This window comes from Pedobacter sp. Leaf250, assembly GCF_920984735.1.
Lineage (GTDB): Bacteria > Bacteroidota > Bacteroidia > Sphingobacteriales > Sphingobacteriaceae > Pedobacter.
The window spans coordinates 382,478-401,586 of sequence record NZ_CAKLBU010000001.1; the positions used below are offsets into that span (position 1 = coordinate 382,478).

Annotated in this window: 15 protein-coding genes; 8 read left to right on the forward strand and 7 right to left on the reverse strand. The window is 38.8% G+C overall.

Going from position 1 to position 19,109, the window contains the following annotated elements; genetic code table 11:
- The first annotated feature begins 245 nt into the window (after positions 1-245).
- Together LUA91_RS01745 and LUA91_RS01750 are read left to right on the forward strand one after the other, a co-directional pair.
- Positions 246-698, forward strand: coding sequence for a nuclear transport factor 2 family protein (locus LUA91_RS01745; protein ID WP_231424226.1), 453 nt, complete (start codon positions 246-248; stop codon positions 696-698).
- Positions 699-1,883: 1,185 nt separating this feature from the next.
- The gene (locus LUA91_RS01750) at positions 1,884-2,150 is read left to right on the forward strand and encodes a hypothetical protein (protein ID WP_231424227.1); all 267 of its coding nucleotides are present in this window, start codon (positions 1,884-1,886) and stop codon (positions 2,148-2,150) included.
- 334 nt (positions 2,151-2,484) lie between these two features.
- Here LUA91_RS01750 and LUA91_RS01755 read toward each other — a convergent pair whose 3' ends face one another.
- From LUA91_RS01755 to LUA91_RS01765, 3 genes are read right to left on the reverse strand one after another with little or no spacing between them, the layout of a single operon-like run.
- Positions 2,485-5,715, reverse strand: a complete 3,231-nt coding sequence (locus tag LUA91_RS01755) for an error-prone DNA polymerase (RefSeq protein WP_231424228.1) — start codon at positions 5,713-5,715, stop codon at positions 2,485-2,487.
- A gap of 12 nt (positions 5,716-5,727) precedes the next feature.
- Positions 5,728-7,236 (reverse strand): DNA polymerase Y family protein, encoded by a 1,509-nt coding sequence (locus tag LUA91_RS01760; protein ID WP_231424229.1) that lies wholly within the window; start codon positions 7,234-7,236, stop codon positions 5,728-5,730.
- A gap of 5 nt (positions 7,237-7,241) precedes the next feature.
- Positions 7,242-7,979, reverse strand: coding sequence for an ImuA family protein (locus LUA91_RS01765; protein ID WP_231424230.1), 738 nt, complete (start codon positions 7,977-7,979; stop codon positions 7,242-7,244).
- 226 nt (positions 7,980-8,205) lie between these two features.
- Between LUA91_RS01765 and LUA91_RS01770 the strand changes: the two genes are divergently transcribed.
- On the forward strand, positions 8,206-8,964 hold the full coding sequence (locus LUA91_RS01770) for an AraC family transcriptional regulator (RefSeq protein WP_316795761.1): 759 nt from the start codon (positions 8,206-8,208) through the stop codon (positions 8,962-8,964).
- Between the two features lie 28 nt (positions 8,965-8,992).
- Positions 8,993-10,153, forward strand: coding sequence for an NAD(P)/FAD-dependent oxidoreductase (locus LUA91_RS01775; protein ID WP_231424232.1), 1,161 nt, complete (start codon positions 8,993-8,995; stop codon positions 10,151-10,153).
- A gap of 530 nt (positions 10,154-10,683) precedes the next feature.
- On the opposite strand, the gene LUA91_RS01780 is transcribed toward LUA91_RS01775, so the two are convergent.
- Positions 10,684-11,136, reverse strand: coding sequence for a hypothetical protein (locus tag LUA91_RS01780; RefSeq protein ID WP_231424233.1), 453 nt, complete (start codon positions 11,134-11,136; stop codon positions 10,684-10,686).
- A gap of 221 nt (positions 11,137-11,357) precedes the next feature.
- Between LUA91_RS01780 and LUA91_RS01785 the strand changes: the two genes are divergently transcribed.
- Both LUA91_RS01785 and LUA91_RS01790 read left to right on the forward strand, forming a co-directional pair.
- Entirely contained in the window at positions 11,358-12,521 is a 1,164-nt protein-coding gene (locus LUA91_RS01785; protein ID WP_231424234.1) for a sensor histidine kinase, read from the forward strand.
- A complete protein-coding gene (locus LUA91_RS01790; RefSeq protein WP_231424235.1) occupies positions 12,508-13,224 on the forward strand; it encodes a LytTR family DNA-binding domain-containing protein in 717 nt (238 codons plus the stop codon). Before LUA91_RS01785 ends, LUA91_RS01790 begins: the two co-directional genes overlap by 14 nt.
- Before the next feature lie 280 nt (positions 13,225-13,504).
- Here LUA91_RS01790 and LUA91_RS01795 read toward each other — a convergent pair whose 3' ends face one another.
- The 3 genes from LUA91_RS01795 to LUA91_RS01805 form a co-directional block, all read right to left on the reverse strand.
- Positions 13,505-13,849, reverse strand: a complete 345-nt coding sequence (locus LUA91_RS01795) for a LytTR family DNA-binding domain-containing protein (RefSeq protein WP_231424236.1) — start codon at positions 13,847-13,849, stop codon at positions 13,505-13,507.
- A 457-nt stretch (positions 13,850-14,306) separates the two neighbouring features.
- A complete protein-coding gene (locus LUA91_RS01800) occupies positions 14,307-14,750 on the reverse strand; it encodes an SRPBCC family protein (protein WP_231424237.1) in 444 nt (147 codons plus the stop codon).
- Between the two features lie 893 nt (positions 14,751-15,643).
- On the reverse strand, positions 15,644-16,039 hold the full coding sequence (locus tag LUA91_RS01805) for a LytTR family DNA-binding domain-containing protein (RefSeq protein WP_231424238.1): 396 nt from the start codon (positions 16,037-16,039) through the stop codon (positions 15,644-15,646).
- 1,019 nt (positions 16,040-17,058) lie between these two features.
- Here LUA91_RS01805 and LUA91_RS01810 point away from each other — a divergent pair.
- Positions 17,059-17,439 carry a hypothetical protein gene (locus LUA91_RS01810; protein WP_231424239.1) on the forward strand — a complete coding sequence of 127 codons (381 nt, stop codon included), beginning with the start codon at positions 17,059-17,061 and terminating at the stop codon, positions 17,437-17,439.
- 483 nt (positions 17,440-17,922) lie between these two features.
- A complete protein-coding gene (locus tag LUA91_RS01815; RefSeq protein WP_231424240.1) occupies positions 17,923-19,002 on the forward strand; it encodes an alpha/beta hydrolase-fold protein in 1,080 nt (359 codons plus the stop codon).
- Positions 19,003-19,109: the final 107 nt, after the last annotated feature.

Genomic DNA, 19,109 nt, shown 5'->3' on the forward strand with positions numbered 1-19,109 from the left:
CATTATCATCATTCTTCACTATATTGAGTGAATTATTTCCTTCAAGAAGCAGGTTATATCATTGTCTAATTCGTAAAGTGATCTATTATATGAATACGGCAAATCAAGTTTAAATTTTATGATAGGTTTTTCAAGTTATTCTGGAATGATTTACTATTGCAATTCTTATGATTTAAATATTTTTATTGATAGCAATTGAAAACAGTCTTTAACTGTAATTTTGGTTGTTAAAATGAGAAGAAAATATGTACAATTATCTTGTTAAAAAACTTATCAGGAAATCTTTCGGATTGGTAAATGAACGTCGTTTTGAGGAGTTACTCAAAAGCGCTGTTCCAAATGTGAGGCATTCCTTTGCAGGTGATCATTCTTTAGGTGGGACTAGAAATGATCGGGCAGCTTTTCGAGCTTGGTTAGAAAGGTTAGCAAGGGTCATGCCCAAATTGTTTATTGAAGTGGATCAGATTATAGTCCATAACTGGCCTGGAAGTACTTTTGCCGTTGTACATTGGACGGCGACAGCTATATTGGAAAATGGAGACCCCTATCTAAATAAAGGTGTACACTTCATTACTCTAAAGTGGGGTAAAGCAACGAGTATTGATGTCTATGAGGATACGCTAGCTGTTTACAATGGCCTTGAGAAGCAGTATAACGCTGGAATTCAAGAAGCAAAGGCATCTCAAATTGTCAGCTAGCCGAATAGATATAGAGTTTTCATGAGAAAGGATTATTTGGGTTATATTCCTAAAATATCTTCCATACTGACTTTCGCAATCCTGGTTTTGATAAGTAATGAATCCAATAGATCTAAGTTTTAGTTTCTTGAGAAATAAATTTTTTGAGATTACGTGAAGCTTTGTTAGATATTAATGTTTGAGGATAAAACAACAAAAGCAGATTACCTGCAGGATCTGATCAGTTGTGTAAAATTAAATAAGAAATTTGGGTATGCTACATTAAGGAGTTAATTTTGAGTAGTTATTTTTCAAGAAGCAAGATGCAATATGAGAAGATTATATTATGCCATAGCAGCGTTCATTACTATTTTAAGAGGAAAAAACCATCTGTATTGCGACCAGAATGTTAAATCAGTAGTGGGAACAAAAAAGGTTTTTTTGACGTTCCGGGATGAGTTGACTGATATGGTTGGAAATTATGAAAACGAGCACAAAAAGGTAGCTTAATTAGAGATGGGGAAATCCTTTCAAAGCCTTAAAAAAATGTATGGTTTTTTGATGAGATTTGGCCATGTTATTTAATAGGTCAAATACTAATGACCGAAAGAATTTTAGAAGTATGCGAAATAAGAATAAAATAATAAGCAATAAAACCTTTGGATAAAAATCCATCAGGCTAACGGGATGATCCTGCTATCACGAAAGTTAAAGATCATTCATCAATTTATATTTGATACTGAATCGACTTTTTTGATAATGAGCGAATTTTAAGATCCGGCTTATAAATCTATTAAACGAAAATGTGAATGCATGAAAGTAAATTTCCACAGATTTATCCATACTCACTATTTTTTTAAAAGGGCATGTCAGTTATCCATCTGAAATTTAAGTTCCTCTGGATTAATTGATTTTGGCACAGATTGAGATTGCATAGGAAGTAACGAAATGCCACAGTACTTTTGCTTCCCACAGGTCTTAGTGTTTATAATCAATGATTTTGCTTTTTGGCAGATGATCTGTTAAAATAAATATGAATATTTCTTTACATGTGCTTTAATGGGCAGTCTAGGTAATTGCCAGGCTAACTACATCGATAAAATCGTACAGTGGGTTTTAGGTTCAGTTGTTTACTTTTATAACACTCATTTAGAATCGGGACGATTTATTAGATAGGGAGCCTTACAGGATTGTAAGGCTTTTTTTGTGAAAACTTTTCTTGCTATTGCTAAATATATTAGTAAGCTTTGTGCTATGGACATCAAGGCAGCAAAAGCGAAAAAAGAAATCAAAGTGGGCAGTGAAGTAATTGTGATCAATGGTGTAAAAGGTGACGATACTTTATACCGTGTAGTAATAAACCAATGCTTTAAAGGATATATTCAAAAGCGTGATGGGGAATATCATAGGATTGATGGAAGTTCGATTCATGATTTGATATTTGCCAGGATTTGTCATTTCATGCAGAATTAAAATCTTCTTAAATTAATAAAAATTACAGGCAAGTGTTGCCGAAGGTGGAATGCCTTTTTAAATATCAACGGCGAAAGATGGTCAATCTTTATGGTGTATTTCAGTGTGGAAAGGTGGTTTTTCCCTTGATAGTAATAGGAGAATCTGTCTATAAGGTATAAATTTTACATTATTAATAGCGCTCAAGCAGTAATTAGATCGAAGAAAATATCACAGTATATACAGCTCTGTCTTCTTCCCCTGAAAACGCTTGGGATATTTTATGATTGACTATCATTCCCGTGTTGAGAGATGTTTAACCTGTTAAAATTATTAATCATTTAAATTCATCCTGCTATTTAAAATTCCTGCCTCCATGAAACGCTTCTTTTGGTGCCTTTTTCCGAACCTGTGCCTGCTTGTCTTCTGATGTATAAGATGCGGCTTTTTCATCGCTTTGGTTCGATCTCAAGACAGGCAGATCATCAACTTCTCTTTGTACCAGTTTACCAAGCATCTTTGTAAAATCAAAACACTTACTAACGATTACATGGACAATTTGGCCTTCTCTTTGTAACCTTCCTTCTACCATGAGCAATCTGGAATGCAGAATTTCCTTGCGGTAGGTTTCAAACAATTTTTCGAATATTACCAGGTTTGAATATCCGGTTTCATCTTCGATAGTAATAAAACAAACCCCACCTGCTGTTCCTGGACGCTGGCGCACCAATATCAGCCCGGCTACTTTTACTATTTGCCCATCTAATGAATCACTGTTGATATGGTGGCAGGTTCTGATGTTGAACATATCGAGTTGCGGCCGCACAAAACTTACCGGATGTGCCTTTAAGGAAAGTCCCGTGGTTGCATAATCCTGTACCACATGTTCCCCATCTCCCATTAATGGTAATTCTACCTGCGTTTCCAATACGCTTTCAGATGGTTGTCCCTTGAACAGTTCCTCTGGCATGTCTTTTAAGGCGGAAATTTCCCAAAGCGCTTTTCGTCTATCTATTCCCATTGAACGAAATGCATCTGCATCGGCCAACCGCTCCAGGGTGGCAATCGATAATCCGCAATCCCGGATTGCAGTAATACTCTTGTAACCATTCCCACGGGCATTGACCAGTACATCCATATCATCTGCTCTGATACCATTGATTTGCCTGAACCCTAAGCGAAGCCCAAAATATTTCCCTGATTTATCTTCAAGTTTATTGTCCCAAAAGGAATGATTAACATCAACTTCGCGGACTGCAACGGTATGCTTCTGTGCATCAATAACAATCTGTGCCGGTTGGTAAAATCCCATTGGCATGCTATTGAGCAGTGCAGCAGCGAATACATCAGGGTAATAATGTTTTAACCAGCAGGAAACATAAACCAGTAGTGCAAAACTGGCAGCATGGCTTTCGGGGAATCCATAACTCCCAAATCCTTCGAGCTGCCTAAAAATCCTTTTGGCGAATTCCAGGGTATATCCTCTGGCCAGCATTCCGTCGATTAATTTTTGCTCATACTGGTTGACCATTCCCTTAAATTTAAAGGTTGCCATGCTACGCCTTAGGCCGTCTGCTTCTGCAGGGGTGAAGCCCGCCGCCACAATGGCAATCTTCATGGCCTGTTCCTGGAACAGTGGAACGCCAAGCGTTCGGCCCAGGATCTTTTCGAGTTCGGGGGATGGGTAAATGACAGGTTCCTCGCCACTGCGCCTGCGCAGATAAGGGTGAACCATATCTCCCTGGATTGGTCCCGGTCGTACGATGGCTACCTCAATCACCAGGTCATAGAATTCCCTTGGCTTTAGCCTTGGGAGCATAGACATCTGTGCCCGGCTTTCGATCTGGAATACACCCAGGGTATCGGCCAGGCAGATCATATCATACACATCCGGATCATCCTGGGGAATATTGGCCAGGGTATATTGTATGCCGTAATGATCTCTGCATAGGTCGAAAGCCTTTCTGATACAGGTTAACATTCCCAGCGCAAGTACATCAACTTTTAAAAAACCAAGTGCGTCAATATCATCCTTGTTCCATTCGATATTTGTCCGGTCCGCCATCCTCGCATTAAGGATAGGGCAAAGATCTGTGAGTTTGCCCTGGGTGACCACAAATCCCCCGGTATGCTGACCAAGCTGGCGGGGAAAGCCTATCATCTGAGCGGTAAGCTCAAGTGTTTTTTTTAAATGCGGGTCATCAGGGTTGAGTCCCTGCTCACTCACCCGTTCCGGTTCGAACCATTCATTGGTAAATTCCCAGATCGACTTTGATAAGCGGTTGATGGTATCGACAGAGAGTCCCATAGCCTTGCCTACATCCCGGATTGCTCCTTTTTGATGCTGCTGGGTGACCGTGGCGACTATCGCCGCACGGTCACGGCCATATTTGGTATAGATGTACTGAATAATTTCTTCCCTGCGTTCATGTTCGAAGTCAACATCGATATCCGGCGGTTCGTTTCTTGCAGGTGAGATAAAACGCTCAAACAGCAGATCAAATTTCATCGGATTGACAGATGTGATTCCCAATACAAAGCAGATTGCAGAATTTGCAGCAGAACCCCTTCCCTGGCAGAGGATGCCACGGGACCTTGCCTCACGCACGATATCTTCAACGAACAGAAAGTAATTGGCATAATCCATCTGCTTTATAAAGGCCATTTCACGGTGGATCATGTTGATGACCTTTTCCGGTATCACCTTTCCATAAAATTCATGTGCCCCATTCCATGTTAAAAATTCGAGCTCTTGCATTGGACTGCGCCCGCTTGGATTGATTTCCTCAGGATATACATATTTTAGTTCGTCAAGAGAAAAATTGCAGGCTTCGGAAATGACCATTGTATTGCGAATTGCGCTTGGATACTTTCTGAAAAGTCTGTCCATCTCTTCCATTTCCTTCATATACCGCTCTGCATTCTGATATAGCCGGAAGCCGGCCTCCTGTATCGTGCATTTCTCCCTCACGCAGGTGAGTACATCCTGTAGCTCCCTTCGTGAAGGATCATGATAGTGGATATCTCCGGTAGCGACAACTGGTATTCCGTAGAACTCAGAGAGCTGTGAAGTCCTAAAGATCAGCTTATCGTCGTTTCCAAGATAAGACCTTGTTGCAGTAAGGTAAAGCTGAGCCCCGAAAGCTTCGCGATATTCGGCAACAGAGGAGATAAAGCTTGGTTCATATTCAAAACGGCGGTTCAGACTGCCCGGCATTACTACCGCAAAGAAGATCCCTTTACTGTAAGAATAGACATCAGCTTTCGAAATATGGCACGAGCCTTTATCAGCCCGCATATTACCCAGGGTTAATAAGGCTGATAAACGGCCATAAGCTTCCCTGTCCGTCGGATAGGCAAGCAGGCTTGGTCCATCCAAAAGGTCCAGTCTACAGGCTGGAATCAGTTCTATGTTTTTTTCACGGCAGGCCGCATGTGCACGTACAATTCCAGCAAGCGTATTCCTGTCCGTTATGGCTATTTTTTTATAACCAAAGATTTCTGCCTGTTCAACCAGTTCATGTGCATGTGATGCACCACGCAGGAAACTGAAGTTTGAAGTTACCTGTAATTCACTGTACGCCATAAGCCATCCCCTCTAAGCAAAAAATCCATGCATAAACCACTTGTGTCTTTGTTCCCCTCCATAGTGTCCGGACCGGAAAAGCCAATAACGGCTGCCATCTTCGTCCTCCACCTGGTAATAATCCCTATGCTCTCCATGATCCAGCCACCACTCGCGTTCAATCCGCTCAGGACCATCAGCTTTGGAAACCAGGTGGCGGACACCTTTATAGATAAAAAACTTTGGGGGATGATCCGGAATCAACGCCATGACCTCAATAGGGGCGGGAAACTTAAGCAATTCCGTAGGCCGGGGCTTATCTGTTCGCCAGGGGGCTGAGGCTTTTTCTGTTAAGGAAGCTGTTTTTTCTAAGCTACACTCGGGCCAGTATCTGCTTGCTGGAATAAAGCGATGAATGGCCTGTGCACCGACCTTTCCGGCAACACGGTCCAGAAACCTGATTACTGTGTTATCATTCAGGCCTGGCCTGGGGCACCACATTTCCCCCTGTGGTATTCTAACATCTTCTACGTTGGGCGCATCAAGGACAAACAGTTCAATTCCTAGTGTTGGCCGGATCTGATCAATCTTTAGCTGAAAAAGTTTGAAAAGATGGGTTATGCTGTGAGAAGCGCTACTGGTGCCGATCGAAACCTGTATGGTTTTACCGTCGATCCGGTGCCCTGTCAAAATTCCCGTCCGCAATCCCATACCTTCTAATTGCATCCGTTTGCATAAGTTTTCAAGCATTTTTTGAATAGCTATCTCTATTCCGGTTTTGGTCTTTATAGGTTCAAGACAGGCGAGCCGCTCGCTGAATACCACTGGTATTTTCAAAGGAACAAGTACTTCGGTTTCCGTTCCGATTGCCTGGGCCAGACGCAATAAAAAATTCTCTCCAAACCGCCTTCTGAGCACGGATCTGGGCATACCTATAAAGCTTTTTATCTGGTAGAATCCCAGTTTGCGAAGTTTGGCAAGAACTGTTTCTTCCAGTCTTAATGCCTCGGGCGATAGACTGAGCAGTGCATCTACATGTTCGCCCGAAGGAATCAGTGGGGTAACTTTACCAAACCGGGACACTGCCCAGGCAGCGCCGGGTGTATCGGCAATTGCTAAACGTACGTTATATCCCTTACTTTTAAACCTGCGGACTATTTCTTTGAGGTATTCCCGTTCCCCTCCCCAGAGATGCGCACAGCCTGAAACATCAAGTAACAGGCCGTCCAACCCAAATTCATCGATCGATACAGTGGGAGAGTATCGCACGCACCATTCACCCAATCCTTTTAAAAGGTTTTTCGGGCGGCCTGGTTTATCATCCAGAACTTCAAGCCCGGGACAGATGGCCTTCGCATCTGCCGCACGCATACCGATCTCAATGCCAAAGCTTATGGCCAGTCGATTTGCCGCAGTTATCAATATCTGCCCATGGCTCGGCGTTGCATAAACGAAGGGTATCTCTGCCAGTTCAGGGCGGCGGATAAGCTGCCAGTCAGCCAGCAGATGCTGAAACCATATGGAAATAAAACGCTTTTGCATGATGGCTATCCAATCTGCCTGCCCCCCAGATCAGACCAAATCTCGTGATTATTGATTTTTTTGGCTTCCTTAAATTTTTCTCCAGCCCATTCCAGTATAAAGCTTCCCGGGTTTCCGTTACGGATTTTAAGCAGCTCAACCTGCCAGCGCGGGAATCCTACTCCGGGTAAGCCTTCCTCGTTAACAGAGGGAAGCGGGCTGACTTTCCATCTTGCTGTTGCCACAGTGCTCGCTTTTTTGTTTCCGTCCTTGCGCAGGATAAATCCTGTTACGCCACTGGTTTCTACCGCCAGCTGCAACCTGCGGGATTCTACAAGACTTACATCATTCAGTTCTGACACAACCGCCACTAGTCCTTCGCATTTTAGCGCTTCCTCTGTAATCCATAGTACGTCCTTTTCGCGCTGAACGTCCATAAAAATAATGCGTTCAGCTTCTACGTTGAAAAGGCTTAGTGAGGCGGGAAAAAGATGCCTTGATGTGCTTACCCATACGCAGGCTGCACCATTTTCCATCAGGAGGGAAAGCAGGCCTGCGATAAAGCCGTAGCTGGCTGCTAAATGCTCCGGCTGAATGTTGATAAATTCATGTATGGCTCTTTTGGGGAAAACGCCGCCCGGAAATAGATTTTCCATCTCACCAAGGCCGATGCAGTCTGCCTGTCCGCTGGACTGATGCTTAAAGCCCTGCCATAATAGGATATCCTGCTTTAATTTATAAAGTATGTCTTTTTTGGTATCCATAAGTTGGCTAATATTTATACTATTATGTTTAGTAATTTAATTATTAAACAAACATAAAGCTAAAAATGTTAGTAAACGGCGAATTGTGGAAAACATTCGGTTTTAGTGGAAAGTTTGCAATTCCCGCAGGTATATTTTTTCCGTAGGAGTGAATATGTTAGATTTGATTTGTATGCAAAAATAACAGATACTTTACAATTCTAAATGTTACGGCAAAAGACAAAAAATGAACAATGGCATCTATTATAAACAAATCAAACCAGATTATTCACTTTCAGATTTTGTGGAAAGCTTTTGGGTGCTACACAATGATTCAGAAAATGATAAGGTAACAGTCGGATTACCGGATGGACGAATAGATTTGTTTTTCATACAATCAGAGGGCCAGCCATTCAAAATTGTACTACTTGGTTTAGGTACGCAATATCATGATAAAGGTTTAATACCAGCTAAAAGTCTAAGATTTGCAGTAAGTTTTAAGCTGCTGGCCGTAGAATATGTCTTTCATGAAAGCATTTCAGATATTGTTGATAAGGGAAAATTATTAGCCCATGATTTTTGGGATATCAATCTTCAAGACATCCATAATTTTGAAAGCTTTTGCGAAAGCTTGTCACAAAAAATAAAATCCCGTATCACAAAAGAGATCGACATTCGCAAGAAGAGTTTATTTGATCATATCCATGAAATGCATGGTTCTATTACCGTAAAGGAACTTTCTGAAAAAGTTAAATGGAGCAGCAGGCAGATGAACCGGTATTTTAATCAGCAATTCGGTATTTCATTGAAGTTGTTTTGCAATTTGCTCCGCTTCAGGGCATCGCTGGAACATATTGCACGGGGAAAACTTTATCCGGAGCTTGATTTTACAGATCAAAACCATTTTATCAAAGAAATAAAAAAGTTTTCCGGAGTAGTTCCAAAAGAACTTTTTAAAAATAAAAATGACCGATTTATACTATTATCTTCCTTGAGTACAGCATAGTTTTGCATCATTCCAAACAATAGAGAATATGCAAATCAATAATAAAAAAATTGCAATTGTTGGCGGCGGTCCGGGCGGATTGACTTTAGCCAGGCTGTTACAGCTTAAAGGAGCCGATGTGCAAGTTTACGAAAGGGATATCAACCAAGATGCACGTGTGCAGGGCGCACCGCTCGATATGCATGAAGCATCGGGGATGGCAGCTTTGATCAAAGCTGATCTGTTTACCGAGTTTAAAAATAATTTCATGCCAGGTGCAGACAAAACGTTGATATTAAACGGACACGCACAAGTTTTTTTCAGTGACCATGAAAAGAATATCGAAGAAGATTTTGGTAACAAACATTTTCGGCCTGAAATTGACCGTGGTGTTTTAAGAAAGATATTATTAACCTCTTTGGAGCCAAAAACTATTGTCTTGAACAGTCATTTTATTGCTATGGAACCTCATAAAAATGGCTGGATGCTTTTATTTAATGATGGTTTGTCGGTCTATGCAGATTTGGTCATCGGTTCTGATGGTGCAAATTCTAAGATCCGGCCTTATATTACAGACATTAAGCCCTTTTATTCTGGAATTACCATGATGGAAGGTACTGTCTATGATTCCATAAAAGCTGTACCTCAAATGCATTCACTTATCAACGGTGGAAAAATCATGGCTTTTGGAAACAAAAAAAATATGCTATTGGGACAGAAAGGAGGTGGAGATCTCGGGTTTTATGCAAGTTTTAAAGCCAGTGAAAACTGGCCAAAAGAAAGCAAAATTAACTTCTCGGATCGCGTAGAGGTTCTCAATTGGTTTAAAAAAGAATATTCCGACTGGAGTGATATCTGGGATGAACTATTTGAAAAGGCAGCCACTCCATTCATTCCCCGTCCGATTTATTGTGCGCCTTTTAATCAAATCTGGAAAACTTTATCAAATCTGACCATCATTGGCGATGCCGCTCACGTAATGCCTCCATTTGCAGGAGAAGGTGCAAATATGGCAATGCTTGACGCTCTGGAATTAAGTGAATGTCTGACATCTGCTGAGTATAGATCTTCATCTGAAGCTATTTCTGTTTATGAAATAAAAATGAGGCAAAGAGCAGCAAATGCAGCAAAGAGATCACTTGAAAATGGTGAGAAAATGCATTCGGAAAATGCATTAAATATAATGTTGGATTTTTTTAACCATCAATAGGATGTCTTTGGTTTTAAAATAACCAATTATAAAAATTGAATAGTAAATGATACCTTCCTTTTTTTTGGAACTTACAATTTAACAGTATGACTTTTTAAACTCCATTGGACTTTGATTGGTTTTAGTCTTAAGTAATTTGCTGAATTTTTTGGCTATTCAACTCCTATTTATTTATTCTTAAATGGAAAGAATGACTTAATATTTTTACTTGTATTTGACACTGGGCGGCTTTCTGCACCTTTGTTATTCTTCCATATACATCACCATGACGCCATTTGATTAGCATTAAATGCGATCACACAGTAATACTGTTGCCAGTCCCGAAGTGAAGTGAAAGGGGCCTGCGCAATAATGACTACCTGGTCTAACAATGCCGGTTCTTGTATTGGAAAAACTGTAGGAAGTATTAGAGGATCTATTAATATCTTTCTTTTCTTTTTACAAGCGGAAATAAATATTGTAGTGGTCTATATTATGAAGGGTACTGATAATTTAATTATTTTTTTCATGGTCGCATTGTGATGTTTGAATTATTTGACAGGAAATAATGTTTCATCAACCTGCGTGCCCTGCCCTGCTACCCGGCACCAGTTACCTGAAGTCTTGTGGTATACTTCCAGGCGCCGCACCTTTATATTCAGGTCATGGCCATCAACGATGATATTGACTTTGATCAGTAGATTCACTACTGCAGTAGTTCCATCATAAATGCGGATGAATTCATTGCCGGGGACCGGACTGACTGACTTGAAAATCAGCTTTTCTTTTTTCTGGGCTTCTGTCCATTGCTGATGCGTAAAGGAGATGTCACCTTTGGGACCAACTGATATCATATCGTTACAATCTATGATTGTTCCGGGCCGCTGGCTACGCAATAGTTTACGGATTTCCTGACGCTCTTTGGAATAGCTTGTAGTATCGACCTGGGCATACAGGCTGCTGGTAAAAATAAGTAACAGTGCCAATGTAAATAAACTTTTCATGATCTTGGTTTTGCTCAAAACTATCGGAAGTGATGATATGATTTTGATAAAGTAGCCCAACCTTACCCTGCTGCAAGCAGACAACATTTTTTTGTCTATCGGATCATTTTGTCGTCGACGAAATGCGCTGATAGATAGTTTTTCGGCCTTGGTCGAATAACCGGTTATGAATGACTGATTTCAGACTCCTATCCGTACCTTAGTATTAAGTTGACTTTTTCATGGAGCATTTACCTTTTATGTATTCGAATAAGCTGAAATCGCGGCTGTCGCGGCATTTGGTCTTCTGGCTGCTATGGTTTCTGTTTCAATTGTTGCTGTATTCTTTTTCACCATCTCCGGCATTGCAGCAGCAACCGTTTTTGCATCGGGTGATCATTACTTCTCCGGAAACTTTGATCTACATGCTACCCAGTCTTTTTCTGGCTTATACACTCATGTATTTGGTGATACCTAAACTGGTTTTACCAGGAAGGTATGTTTTTGCCATACTCAGCGCTATTGTAATTGTATTTTTAACTGCGGCACTTTCAGCAGCTTTATCCATGACTATTGTCGATTTTCTTCGTCACCGTAATGCAGATAAATTATCGACACTGGTCGCCAGTGAGCCTCATCCCGCTTTTTATATTCAGATAGGGGTGGCCATATTGGCCGGTTTGCGTGGGAGTATCACTGTAGGAGGTGTGGCCGCTGCCATCAAGTTAATGAAATGTTTTTACGAAAGGCAGCAGGCAGCCCTCGTACTTGAAAAAGAGAAGGCGAATGCGGAGCTTCAGATGTTAAAGGCACAGCTTCATCCACATTTTTTGTTTAATACCCTTAATAATATTTATTCTTTTACGCAGAATGTCTCAGTGAAAGCATCGGCTATGATCATGGAGTTATCTCAACTGCTTCGTTATATCCTGTATGAATGTAATAAGCCGTTGGTGCCACTGGATAAAGAACTGAAAATGATCAATGATTATCTGGCTTTGGAAACCATAAGATATGATGACGGGCTTGATATTTCAGTACAGCTCCCAATGGTAACAAACCACATGATAGCGCCGTTATTGTTATTGCCCTTTATCGAGAATGCATTTAAGCATGGTGCCAGTCAAATGGCTGAAGCACCATGGATAAGCCTGGCTATAACCATTATGAATGATAAGCTCGAAATGAAACTGATCAATGGCAAATCCATCGGAAAGGTAAACAATAGCGAAGGAATAGGCATAGTTAATGTACGTAAACGGCTGAAAATACTTTATCCAGATCGGCATATGTTAAGCATCCATGATGCGGAGGAGATGTATATAGTGAATTTAAGCCTGGAGCTATTTAATATGAATCCCGGACTAACTAAACCAGTGTATGATGGAGCCCATGAAGAAATATAACTGCCTGATTGTTGACGATGAACCGCCGGCCAGGGAGGTGCTGCGCCGTTATGTTGCGCAGGTGCCCATGCTCAATCTGGTGGGAGAATGCGCTAATGCGGTACAGGCGCTCACGGCGCTAAAACAACAGCAGGTCGACATCTTGTTTCTCGATATCCAAATGCCGCAACTTTCAGGAATTAATCTGATCGCTGCTTTATCACATTCCCCAAAGATTATATTGACGACAGCTTTTGAGCAGTATGCTATCCATGCCTTTGAGCTGAACGTTACGGATTATCTGCTCAAGCCCATCCGCTTTGACAGGTTTTTAAAAGCTGTAATGAAAGCAATACCTGGTTTAGAATCTTCACCGTCAACCGAGCCTGTTTCTTACCAATCAGAAAAAGCTGAACCTGCATTTCTTTATTTTCGTGCAGACAGAAAAATGGTCAAAGTTTTTTTGAACGATATTTTATATATAGAGAGTCTAAAGGATTACGTTAAGGTTTATACCATTAAGGGCATGATCATAACAAAATACGCGATGGCTGCCCTCGAAGCAATGCTTCCTGCCAACGATTTTTTGAGGGTTCATCGATCTTTCCTGATCTCGGTCAATAAGATAGATTCCTTTACAACTGAGGAGATCGAGATCAGTGGTCAGAAGATACCATTAGGTAAATTATACAGGCAACAGGCGATAAAAAAGTTAGATAAATAATCTAATTCCAACAATATTTGCTGGAGATACAAAATTCTGCCAAGGTATTTATTATTCTTTTGAGATGCATTAATTCAGATTGCTTTTAGGGATAATATTCGCCAGTTTCATCTGATGGGTCAAATGGCCAATGAGGAATAGTGTGCATATACCGTTGTATATTTTACCTTTTATGTATTCAGATATTGTCAGATCTGCCAGCTGTTGCTCATTTTTAAATGTTATATGCTAAACAAACTGGTCTTCTTTCCTTTATATATTTTTTGGATCCAAAAAATAGTCACTTTATTAATTCTTCAATGGTATTTAGGAAATTGGAATAACTTATGGGTTTGCGAAGATAAAGATGGTTTTTCCAATCGACATCCAGAAAGGAAGCTTGCAGATTTCCACTGACAAATACAATCCTGCTCATGTTTTGGATTAAGCCAGAGAGGGTAATTCCGTCCATTTCGGGCATATCGATGTCGGTAAAAACCACGTCAGGTTTAAGTGAATTGATTTCCTCCAATGCAATTAGCGGATTGGTTTGCTTGACAACGAGTTCAAGCCCGTAGGTTTGGTGGATAAAATGCGTTATCATCATGATGTTTTGTTTTTCATCATCTACTATATAACATCTCATAATAAAAGGAATGATAAGATAAAGATAGTCTACTTGCGGGATTTCTATTGCTTTTATAGAATATTAAGCTGGTAAAATGGTCGGTTGGTAGCTGGGGAGCTGCCTTTGAAGTACCGGCAATTACAGGCTTATCAGGCCTTCATCGCAAAACAGTGGTTAGATCATGATAATTGCTGGCAGGGCTGGCTGAATCAAATAAAATAGATTGACCACATCCTACTGAAAAAAATATTCAATATAAATTACCGCATGTCTTTATTTATTATTTTGATAAAGAGGATCAATTAGATTGGTTTTTCCAATCATCTTCTTGTACCAGCTTCGCGAAAACTGGCCATCACACATTTCGCTACAGTGATAACTTAATTAAAAGCTTTGTGATCGATATTTTTTTAATGCAATCAGCGGTTTTTAGGCCGCCTATGCAAAAATTATGTGATTTTTTGGGACTGTCAGATTAGCCTTTAAGGTAATACTTAAGCGCAGTAAGTGCAATTTCCCAGCCTTCCTGATGTGGGTGTATTCCTTCTTGTTCACTCTCATTTTCTTGAGTGATGGCGATCTGAGATCCTTCCTCTTCGTCTTTAAATTCGACATTCAAGAGATAGTTTCCATTTTCAAGCGGCTGATCATCCATAATCCAATTCCAGCTATAGACCAGTTTTTGTTCAGGTAACACACTTTTATATTCTCCCTCGATGGTAAGTTGTCCTTCCTGCGAAGGGTCGTCAAATTTATAAAGGATTTTACCACCTTCTTTAATTTCGTTTTCTATACTGGTTAGGTTACGGCCGGCAGGTTTCCACCACGATTTCAAGGCAGTTTCTTCTGTCCATGCCTTATAGAGTTCAGCTTTTGTAGCTGTAAAATTTTTGGTTAGGCTAATAGGTTCTTTTTTCATATCTTAATAAGTATTTACATTGTAACAGTATTAAAATCAAAAAGTTCCCTGAGATTTATATTCAATTTTCCAGTGGCAGTCGGAAAAGTCTAGGTGCATTATGGTATTATTTTATCAATAAAAAAACAAATACATGCCTCAATGATAAGCGTTTTACTTAGAGAGCATAAGGGTAATTCGATGATTTTTTAAAAGGTCTTACTTTATTGAGTGTTGAGTACTAGAAGGTCAGGAATGGAAGGTATTAAAATATGCTGTATAATAGAAAGCTATAAATGTACAGCAATAATCCAAATTATGCTTTATGGGTACATAGCTAGCTAAGGTGTAGTATTTTTCGTATGTATGTATTTTCGGGTAAAAGGATTTTTTGAAACAAAAAAATAACAAAAGGCTAAGTTTTTTTTGTGCACTGCATTCTCTATCAAAAAAGTGTCACGAGGGGGACTTGAGGTATCTGATCTTATTGTCCGGGATGGAATGATTTGTATAGAGTTTCAAAGCATCGTTTAAACAACTGCCTTTTTATCTTTTCTATCCATATTGCTTTAAGACACATTATTTTTTGACAATTATCTATTTGCTGATCCATTCCTCTCTTTACAATTCATCTCGCTTGAACTTGAACGTCTCCGCTCATATAAAACCTAAACAATCATAATGTCAATTGGACAGCCAAGGAAATTTTTAACCAACCATCAGCCAGTCCCATGTGTTTGAATTAAAAATATCTTATTTTCTCACAAAATAACACTTTATTTGGAAACGTTTTTCTTTCCCGGATCGGTCAAAATAACTTTCATGGTGTAGGAAAAATTAAATGCATGATAATTCCCTTTTTTGTTTGAGAGAATAACTTCGGGTAGAGAATTATATTGCTACAAAACGGTTCATTATTTTTGAATTGGATCAGAGAAATTTTTAACGATCTGGTTATTTATGGTTTGGAGAAATCGCTTAAAGTCAAAAGGCTTCACTAAGAATGCATCTGCATTCACGCCGAATGCTGCAAGTGCATTTTCAGCGTGACCGGTGGTAAAAATAATTGATTTGACTTGATTACGTACCATTCTCGCAATGTCCAATCCTGAAACTGCCATATTGATATCTAGAAATAATATGTCAACCTTAATCCCGCTTTGTAGGGCCTTCAATCCCGAAATTGGGTTAAGATAAATTTTAATAAGTTCCAGTCTGGGTATCTGAGAAATATATTCTTTTAATATGTCAATAGAACTGAATTCATCGTCAATAATGATGCAGCTATATCTTACTCCGGTATTTGTCATCACATCAAAAACGAGCCAAATGATTGGATATTTTATAATAACAACTATGTGAAGTAAAGTACTGGAGAATGCGTATAAAGCGGGGTATTTCTAGCGTAAAAAAAAATGATTGGTGCTGTCACGATAGGATTTTAACTTAATGCTGTTGTCCTTGATTTCATCCTGCTCGTTACAACGCTTGATTGAATGCGATTATCATGATGGATTAATTTTGTGGTATTTTATATTGCTGATTGAGGTGGTAACAATCGGTATTCTGACATATTTTGAATGGAGAATTACCAAATCCAGATTGGCGGGTCCAGATATGATCTATTTGTGACTATAAACTGTGTCATCGACAAAACGCTCACATAAAATACTCAAAGAAAGAATATTATAAACATTCCATAGCATGAAGTTGAGGTAATTGCCGGTTATAAAAGAATTTGAACAGATAACTGGCCATCAAATAAGTAATGCTGTAAAATATTCGTTTTAAGAATCACCATTTTCAGATTAATTGTCTAAAGTCTGCAAATCTTGTAGCCGTAAGCATTTCTGTTACGGAATTTGGTATTGGTAAAGAGAACCATTGCCTTAAAACTTTCAGCCAGTTTCTGTGGTTGTAACACCATGCAGATTTTATCTTCCACGGCTGCGCATGGGTCAGCAAAAAAATTATATCCCTATCAACAGTATGCGATAGACACCTTGTTTGAAAAAATGCAGACCGGCACCGAGGGCTATAGTTTTTACCTTAATACCTTTTACACTTATATTTCTGAAACTATTGTTTGTTGCTATATAAAATTGTGATAGAAGTATGTATAAGTTATCTACACAATTTATAAATACGTCTCGAAATATATAGACTTATTTAAAACTCAAACAATCATTATATTTGATTAAATATTTTAAATTTATTAATCCTTTAAGAGTACTTCTGGAGCTTTATAAGAAGTTTTGAGAAGCATGCCAAAAGCATACATAAATCCAACTTCTGGCATCGCTGCGAAGGGTCATGTAATTAAATAGCTATGAAACCTACAAAAACCATAATTCTTTTAATTCTTATGGTACTACTAAGTCTGTTTTCAGGTATATCAATCAACGGAAACTGGGGTTTTATCTATCAATTTGAATTCATAGATTTTTTACAACTTCGCAAAACAGGGATTAAAGATTTTTTAATTTGGGGAATTATCATAGTATCGCATATTGGCATTATATCTCTTCCCTTTCTGGCAAATAATAGCAACTTTAAGAAAATGCTTTTTTATTTCCCTTTAGTTTATCTGTTGGGCTATTTATTTATAGAAGCTGGATTCTTTATTTTGTTAATTCCATTCATGATTCTTTGGATTGTAACTATCATTTATCATAGGAAAGCAGAGAAAAATTTCAGCAATGTTAACTAGATGAAGGAAATTCTGGATAAGCTAGGGAAAGTCTAAAATCTAAGAAAAAAGTAAAATTTATGATGTTTTGAAAATCTTACAAACTCAAGTTGGGAAGATTTTTTTGAACACTTCTTCAGTATATTATTATTTGTGCATTTAAATTAAGTCAAGTGGTAACTTCCCAGATGTGTTCATCAAGTGATAAAATTGGTCTACGATAGTACCAAAATCTTCCGTTGAAAGAATTAAACTTTTTCTTCGTTTTGTGAGACTAAAAACTTTTTATGAAATCTTTAGTCCTATCAAAAAACTCACCTTTTTTTGGTAAAAGATCTGATAGGTAAAGATCTGCTTACATATGAAAATAAATCTAATCTTTTTATAATTTACTCATTCTAGTTTGACTGGTTTGCTCGATAATAATTTCATACTTATATTGTCGCTTGAAACAGTCAAATCTAATATCTACAGTAAGACCAAATAATTCATTTTAGCAGGATCATGAAGCCTTCAATATTAAAAATTACTAAATGCATTACATCAGTACTGTTTTTCATAGTCCCATTTGTAAGTTTTGCTCAACAGCTTGTGAAGCATGGATACTCTTCTCCAATAGTGGGAGATACAATCAAATATAACGTCTGGCTACCTAAGGATTATAATTCCTTAGAAAAATATCCGTCCATTTTCATCAATAGCTATGGCGCTCTAAGTTCTAATGGGATGCTAGCTGCTGCATATATTAATAATTTTATGAATAATTTACCAAAGGCCATTGTGATTGAAATCCTTTCTGGAGATATGCCAAATATGGGGTATAGCTATGAGACCGGTATGGTGGATATCATTGGTAAAAAATTTATAAACTCACTCAAAACGGAGATCATACCTCAGATAGAGCGGGACTACCACATCACAAAATTTCGAGCCTTCATTGGCCAATCTTACAGTGCTAGTTACGCCAATTATCTATTTCAGCATGAGCCAGGACTTTTCAATGGTTATGTATTATTTACACCTGAGAAATTAGAAGAAAACCAGCCTCCTTTTGAGATGACTGAGCAATTAAGAAAATATTATAATTCACACCCGACCTTGTATTATATTGCGCCGGCAGGGAATGATATACCGAGAAGGATAGAATATGCGAAGGATATAGAAAAAAAATTAACGAGGCTTGATTCTAATACCTTTCATTTCAAATATAAACTTTTTAAAGAGGCAGACCACAATTCAATCGTTTCACACGGACTTTTGCCCGCTATAAAGTACCTATTTAGTTTTTACGATTTCGAAGAGAAAAAACCTGGTTCCTTGTCTAATGGATTTAAAATGCAGAAAAAGCAATTAATGTCCATTTATGGTCTTGAGTTACCAGTCAATTCACGATTTCAGTTCAAATACATTAATGTTGCTGCTGAACGAAAGGATATTGAAGGAATGGATTTAGTTGCTGCTTACTTTCAGGATGATAAGAAACGAGACAATGCCTTGATGTTATTTAATACAGCATACACATACTATGACAGTTTCAAAGATTATTCCAAGGCGGAAAAGTATTTCAGGATGAACTGTGTTTAAATCCAAATAATAATTAAATTTTTTCCAAATAATATTTCGCTTCAGGAAGGTTGTAACTGATATTGCCTTCCTGTTTTCGCAATTGCAAAGCTCTGCTTAATTAATTT

Coding starts and splice junctions, on each gene's coding strand:
- LUA91_RS01745 (WP_231424226.1), top strand. CDS start 246: ATGTACAATTATCTTGTTAAAAAACTTATCAGGAAATCTTTCGGATTG.
- LUA91_RS01755 (WP_231424228.1), bottom strand. CDS start 5,715: ATGGCGTACAGTGAATTACAGGTAACTTCAAACTTCAGTTTCCTGCGT.
- LUA91_RS01760 (WP_231424229.1), bottom strand. CDS start 7,236: ATGCAAAAGCGTTTTATTTCCATATGGTTTCAGCATCTGCTGGCTGAC.
- LUA91_RS01765 (WP_231424230.1), bottom strand. CDS start 7,979: ATGGATACCAAAAAAGACATACTTTATAAATTAAAGCAGGATATCCTA.
- LUA91_RS01770 (WP_316795761.1), top strand. CDS start 8,206: ATGAACAATGGCATCTATTATAAACAAATCAAACCAGATTATTCACTT.
- LUA91_RS01775 (WP_231424232.1), top strand. CDS start 8,993: ATGCAAATCAATAATAAAAAAATTGCAATTGTTGGCGGCGGTCCGGGC.
- LUA91_RS01780 (WP_231424233.1), bottom strand. CDS start 11,136: ATGAAAAGTTTATTTACATTGGCACTGTTACTTATTTTTACCAGCAGC.
- LUA91_RS01785 (WP_231424234.1), top strand. CDS start 11,358: ATGGAGCATTTACCTTTTATGTATTCGAATAAGCTGAAATCGCGGCTG.
- LUA91_RS01790 (WP_231424235.1), top strand. CDS start 12,508: ATGAAGAAATATAACTGCCTGATTGTTGACGATGAACCGCCGGCCAGG.
- LUA91_RS01795 (WP_231424236.1), bottom strand. CDS start 13,849: ATGAGATGTTATATAGTAGATGATGAAAAACAAAACATCATGATGATA.
- LUA91_RS01800 (WP_231424237.1), bottom strand. CDS start 14,750: ATGAAAAAAGAACCTATTAGCCTAACCAAAAATTTTACAGCTACAAAA.
- LUA91_RS01805 (WP_231424238.1), bottom strand. CDS start 16,039: ATGACAAATACCGGAGTAAGATATAGCTGCATCATTATTGACGATGAA.
- LUA91_RS01810 (WP_231424239.1), top strand. CDS start 17,059: ATGAAACCTACAAAAACCATAATTCTTTTAATTCTTATGGTACTACTA.
- LUA91_RS01815 (WP_231424240.1), top strand. CDS start 17,923: ATGAAGCCTTCAATATTAAAAATTACTAAATGCATTACATCAGTACTG.